The sequence below is a fragment of the Limnothrix sp. PR1529 genome (assembly GCF_002742025.1).
GTDB lineage: Bacteria > Cyanobacteriota > Cyanobacteriia > CACIAM-69d > CACIAM-69d > CACIAM-69d.
On sequence record NZ_LIRO01000033.1, the window covers coordinates 22,332 to 28,331 of the forward strand.

At 55.4% G+C, this 6,000-nt stretch carries 3 protein-coding genes and 2 pseudogenes; all 5 read left to right on the forward strand.

The annotated features are described in order from the left end of the window. Nucleotides 1-190 precede the first annotated feature (190 nt). The gene (locus AMR42_RS05085) at nt 191-1,741 is read left to right on the forward strand and encodes an efflux RND transporter periplasmic adaptor subunit (RefSeq protein ID WP_234406628.1); all 1,551 of its coding nucleotides are present in this window, start codon (nt 191-193) and stop codon (nt 1,739-1,741) included. A 91-nt stretch (nt 1,742-1,832) separates the two neighbouring features. Next, nucleotides 1,833-3,095: an ABC transporter permease gene (locus tag AMR42_RS05090; RefSeq protein ID WP_199858092.1), complete on the forward strand. Its 1,263-nt coding sequence runs from the start codon at nt 1,833-1,835 to the stop codon at nt 3,093-3,095. Between the two features lie 11 nt (nt 3,096-3,106). After that, nucleotides 3,107-3,769: pseudogene (locus tag AMR42_RS05095) on the forward strand (ABC transporter ATP-binding protein). A 246-nt stretch (nt 3,770-4,015) separates the two neighbouring features. Further along, nucleotides 4,016-5,527: an AAA family ATPase gene (locus tag AMR42_RS05100; protein WP_099532380.1), complete on the forward strand. Its 1,512-nt coding sequence runs from the start codon at nt 4,016-4,018 to the stop codon at nt 5,525-5,527. A 228-nt stretch (nt 5,528-5,755) separates the two neighbouring features. Continuing rightward, nucleotides 5,756-6,000 (forward strand): annotated as a pseudogene (locus tag AMR42_RS05105) (hypothetical protein); the annotation flags it as partial.

Below are 6,000 nucleotides of genomic sequence, written 5' to 3' on the forward strand. Positions count from 1 at the left end.
AGTAAGTACTAACTTTTAATGAACGTCCGTCCCCGACCAACCGCTCAAAACGCTTTGCGATCGCGCTTAATCCCAAGGTGATCGCTCAAGGATCCCGCCCCGATCGCTCCGTCTACTTCTTGATGATTCAAGGCCGTGATTGAGGCCGCCCCTCAGACAGTCCCCCAGCGCTTATCTGGAGAACCCGATTGTGTCAAACGTCTTATCCAATCTCCGTTCTAGACTTGTTCGACTGTCCGGCGCTGCCAACCTCCTTGGCAACCGGCCCACCGCCAAACCTCAGCAGCCCTCCGATCGCGGGCGCTGGCTCAAGTGGGGGCTGCCGATCGTACCGCTGTTGCTCTTTGGTGGGGGGAGTGTGGCGGCTCAACTGACGGGGGGCAATCGCTCAACCACGGTGATGTTGACGCAGCCGGTGCACCGCCAAACCGTGACCGTGACGATCGCCGCCAATGGAACGATCGCGGCGGAGCGATCAATTAACCTCGGCCCCAAGACGGCGGGTATTGTCAAAGCGCTGCTGGTGAAGGAAGGCGATCGGGTGCGTCAGGGCCAAGTGATCGCTTTCATGGACGATGCGGATTTACAAGGCCAGCTCATGCAGCGCCAGGGCCAGCTCGCCCAGCAGCAGGCCAACTTGGCGCGGCTGATGGCAGGCAATCGCCCCCAAGACATTGCCCAAGCAGAAGCCCAACTGGCAGAGCGCCAGGCCCAGTTGCAAATGTTGCGATCGGGGAATCGCCCCCAGGAAATTGCCCAGGCAGTGGCGCGATCGCAGCAAGCCCAAGCCACCCTCAAGCAGCGCGAGTCCGACTACCAGCGCTATCAGGAGCTATTCCAGGATGGGGCAATTTCAGCTCAGACCCTCGACCAAAAACGCACGGACTATGAGGTGGCGCAACGACAGGCGATCGAGGCGGCCCAAGCCCTAGCGCTCCAGCAGGCCGGCAATCGCCAAGAGGACATCGCCCAAGCGATCGCTCGCGTGCGTCAACAACAACAAGCCGTTGCGCTGCTCAAAGCAGGCAGCCGTGTGGAAGATGTTGCCCAAGCCAAGGCCCAAGTGCAGTCGGCGCGTGGTGATTTGCGATCGATTCAAACCCAACTGCAAGACACCAAAATCACCGCTCCGTTTGATGGAATTGTGATTAAGAAATATGCCGATGTGGGTTCGTTCGTTAGCCCATCGGTCGCGGGCGGCAGCGAATCGGCCTCTTCTTCTTCGATTTTGATTTTGGCCAGCGATCGCCAAGAAGTGGTGGTGAATTTAGCCGAGGCGCAAATTCGCAATATTCGCCTCAATCAGCCTGTGAGTATTCAAGTCGATGCCTTTCCTGGTCAAAAATTTCGGGGTCGTGTTGCCCGAATTGCACCGAAGGCAACGGTCTCGCAAAATGTGACGAGCTTTGAAGTTTACATTGCGATTGATGATGCCCGATCGAACCAGTTAAAAGCAGGCATGAATGTCGAAGCTGAGTTTGAAATTGGGCAACTTGCCAGTGCTTTACTCGTGCCTAATGCGGCTGTGGTACGCCGAGCGGAGGGTGAAGGTGTCTATATTTTAGGAGCCGATCGTAATCCGGTTTTTCGCAAGATTGAAACCGGCGTGACAGTCGAAGGCTCCACCGAAGTGAAGACCGGATTACAGGGTAATGAGCAAGTTTTAGTCAGCCCGCCCAGCAATTTGGATTCTGGCTCAAAAGGTTTCAGTATTCTGCCCAAAGCGCCACCGCCTCCCTAGGATTTTGGGCTGCAATTTTGACTGCTGAAATTCGGTCGGTCTGAACTAACCGATCGGGACTGATCCTATCCAATGGCTGGTGAATGTTGCCATGACCCAAGCAAAGCCTAATCGCTTCACAATTTCGGCGATCGACATCATGGAAATGGCGATCGAATCCCTCTGGAATAACAAGCTCCGCAGCGCCTTAACCATGTTGGGGGTGATTATTGGGATTTCATCGGTGATTTCCATTACCTCGATCGGGCAGGGCGTGCAAAAGTCCACGGAAGACAGCATTCGCAGCCTTGGAACCGATGTGTTGCAGGTGATGTCTGGTTCGGCGAAAAGTGGTGGCGTGGTGCAAGCCATGGGATCGGTGAGCACCCTCACCTGGGAAGATGCCAAGGCGATCGCCCAGCAAGCACCCTCAGCCACCGTCATTGCGGCCTATTTACAACGGCCTGTGCAGGTGGTTTACAACCAAACCAACACATCCACCACAGCCTATGGCGCAGATTTAAGCTTTCCGGATGCGCGCAATACCTATCCGCAAGTGGGACGTTTTTTCCGCCAATCGGAACTCGATGAAACGGCTTCAGTGGTGGTGATTGGCCCCACAGTGCAGCGGAATTTGTTTCCGGCGGATATCGATCCCATTGGTCAAAAAATCCGCATTCGCGGTGAACTGTACAAAGTGATCGGCGTGATGGAGGCTAAGGGTTCCCAGGGGCCACAGGATCGTGATGATGCGGTTTATATTCCCCTAACCACCATGTCAGCCCGCACGATCGGTAGAAATGCGCTGACAGGCATTTCTGTGAATGGCATTTTTATTAAAAGTCAGCATGAATCGCAGTTAGAAACCTTAAAGTTTCAAGTCACCAATATTTTGCGATTGCGCCACAAAATCATGTCGCCCGCCGATGATGATTTTCGCGTCACCAACCAGGCCGATATCCTCAAAACCTTGACCACTATCTTGGGATTACTCACCACCACCATTGTGGCCGTTGCGGCGATTTCTTTGGTGGTGGGTGGCATCGGCATCGCCAATATTATGTTGGTTTCGGTGGTGGAACGCACTCGCGAAATTGGGGTTCGCAAAGCGATTGGGGCAACCGATCGCGCCATTCTCAGTCAGTTTTTGGTGGAGTCCGTCACCATTTCTGTCCTAGGCGGCACGATCGGGATTGTGTTGGGCATTGGTGTCACCGTGGTGGCGGCTACGGCTTTTCAATTTGCCTTGGTGATTTCAGGGGGTGCTGTGGTAGTCGGGTTTGGGCTGTCCACGCTGGTGGGCTTGGCGGCGGGGGTAATTCCTGCTCGCAATGCTGCCCGACTCGACCCAATTACTGCCCTCCGCAGCGAGTGAGGTAATTCCCCATGATTACGCTCCAAAACATCACCAAAAGCTATCAACTGGGCGAAACCAGCGTGCCGATTTTGAAGGGCATTGATTTGGACATTCCCGCCAATGACTACTTAGCGATCGTGGGGAGTTCGGGTTCGGGCAAATCAACTCTGATGAATATTATTGGTTGCCTCGATCGCCCCACCGAAGGAACCTACACCTTTGAAAATCGCAACTTAACCGCGCTGAATCCGACAGAATTAGCCTACATTCGCAATCAACGCATTGGCTTTGTTTTCCAGCAATTTAATCTGTTGCCCCGCGCCACAGCCCTGGAAAATGTGATGCTACCGGCCGTCTATGCTGGCATTCCCAAAGCCGATCGCCGGGCCCGTGCCGAAGCCGCCTTGGTGAGTGTGGGGTTGGGCGATCGACTCCATAACCGGCCCAATCAACTGTCGGGGGGACAACAACAACGGGTGGCGATCGCCCGAGCGTTGATCAATCAGCCATCTCTACTGTTAGCGGACGAGCCAACCGGTGCTCTCGACAGCCAAACCACCCAAGAAGTGATGAATTTATTTGATCAATTGCATCAGCAATAAATTGCCATTGTGCTGATTACCCACGACTTAGCGATCGCCGATCGCACCCAACGCAAAATTCAAATTCGCGACGGTTTAATTGTGGACTAGCTGATAGCAGCCCTGATCGGGTTCAACGATTTCATCCGCCACGATCCGCTAACGGTGGAGTTGGGATCTTGAGCCATTTGACAACCAACCTCAGGATTGGGCCGCCTACCCAGGCCGCAACACATGCCACAACACACGCCTCAACAATAGAGGCGGTATGCTGAATTGCGGGCAGAGAAGCCGTGCAAGCGCCCTAGAGCCAATTTCAGCATTTCGGACTCGGCCGCTGGCGAGTAGGTCATTAATATGAATTTTTTTCAGGAATTTTCGCTGCTATTGCGGGCCCGCTATCCGCTGATTTATATCCCCACCGCCGAAGAGGAGCGGGTAGAAAAGGCGATCGCCCAATGTGCCCAAAGCCAGGGCAATCGTGGGGTCTATGTTTGGGATTTTGTGGAAGGCTACAGCGGCAGTCCCAATGATTTGGGAGCGGCCAAGCGCAATCCGCTGCAAGCGCTGGAATTTTTAGAGAAATTCCCCGATTCAGCGGCGGGGGTCTTTATTTTGCGAGATTTTCATCGATTTTTGGATGATATTGCGATCGCCCGCAAATTGCGTAACTTGGCCCGATCGCTCAAGGCCCAACCCAAAAACATCGTGCTCCTTTCCCCGCAGGTGCAAATTCCCGAAGACCTCAGCGAAGTGCTGACAGTGTTGGAATTTCCCCTGCCCGCCGCCGATGAACTGCGCCAAGAGGTGCAACGGCTAGCGACCGCCACGGGCCAAACCTTGGAAGGACGAGACTTAGAAGACTTGGTGCGATCGAGCCAAGGCCTCTCGCTCGATCGGGTGCGGCGGGTGTTGGGCCGGGCGATCGCCCAAAACGGCAACCTGCCCCCCGAAACCATGGATCTGATCCTGGAAGAAAAGCGCCAATCGATCCGCCAAACCCAAATTTTGGACTTTTGCCCCGCCACGGAACAAATGTCCGACATTGGTGGCCTAGACAACCTGAAAGCCTGGCTCCTGCGGCGTGGGGGCGCATTTTCAGAGCGGGCCCGCCAATACGGCCTGCCCCATCCCCGGGGGCTGTTGTTGGTGGGGATTCAAGGCACTGGCAAATCCTTGACGGCCAAGGCGATCGCCCACCATTGGCACTTGCCCTTGCTGCGGTTGGATGTGGGGCGTTTGTTTGGCGGCTTGGTCGGTGAGTCTGAATCCCGCACTCGCCAAACCATTCAGCTCGCGGAAGCCCTCGCCCCCTGCATTCTGTGGATCGATGAAATCGACAAGGCCTTCGCCGGATTGGGCAGCAAGGGCGACGGCGGCACGGCCTCGCGGGTTTTTGGCACGTTTGTCACCTGGATGGCGGAAAAGCAATCGCCGGTCTTTGTGGTGGCCACGGCGAACGATATCCAGTCCTTGCCGCCAGAACTGTTGCGAAAAGGGCGATTTGACGAAATCTTTTTTGTGGGATTGCCCAGCCAGCCGGAGCGCCGCGAAATTTTTGAGGTGCATTTAAGCCGACTGCGCCCCCACAATCTCAAAACCTACGACCTCGATCGCCTGGCCTACGAAACACCGGACTTTTCCGGGGCCGAAATTGAACAGGCGATCGTGGAAGCGATGCACATTGGCTTCAGCGAAAACCGCGATTTCACCACCGATGACATCGTGGCCGCCGTTAGCCAAATTGTGCCTCTGGCTCGCACGGCCCGCGAGCAGATCGAAGCGCTTCAGCAATGGGCGGCCGCGGGCAAAGCGCGGTTAGCATCCCGATCAACCACCTTAGGCGGCTTGTCTTCTTTCTCGGGCTAATTCTGGATTGATCGGGCTGAATGGTTTGAACGAGCTGCATTAGCCAAATTGGCCGAATTTCCGCCCTGATCAGAACGGGTTCTAGGGGAAAATACGGGCTGAATCGCAGGATATCCTGGCTAAATAGCTGACTGGATATCTGGCTAAATCTCTGGCTAGATAGGCTGGCTAGATATCTGGGCTAAATCTCTGGGCTAGATCGGTTAGCGAAATATTTTGGACAGGTTGGTGGTTGATCCTCATCGGGAGTCGCAAACGATCGTGCGTTGGCTGTGGAAACTATTGCGCGGGCTGGTCAGCCTCATTAGTGGTATCGCGATCGCGATCGCCTTTTTGGCTGCCGGAGGGGTGATTGCCGTTCGCTACATCGTCACCCAAATTGCCACGGCCCCGCCACGCCCCAGCTTTGCCAACGATCCCAAACCCGGCGCGGTGGTGACCCCGCCCCCACCGCCCAGCAGCGCGGTTGCCCC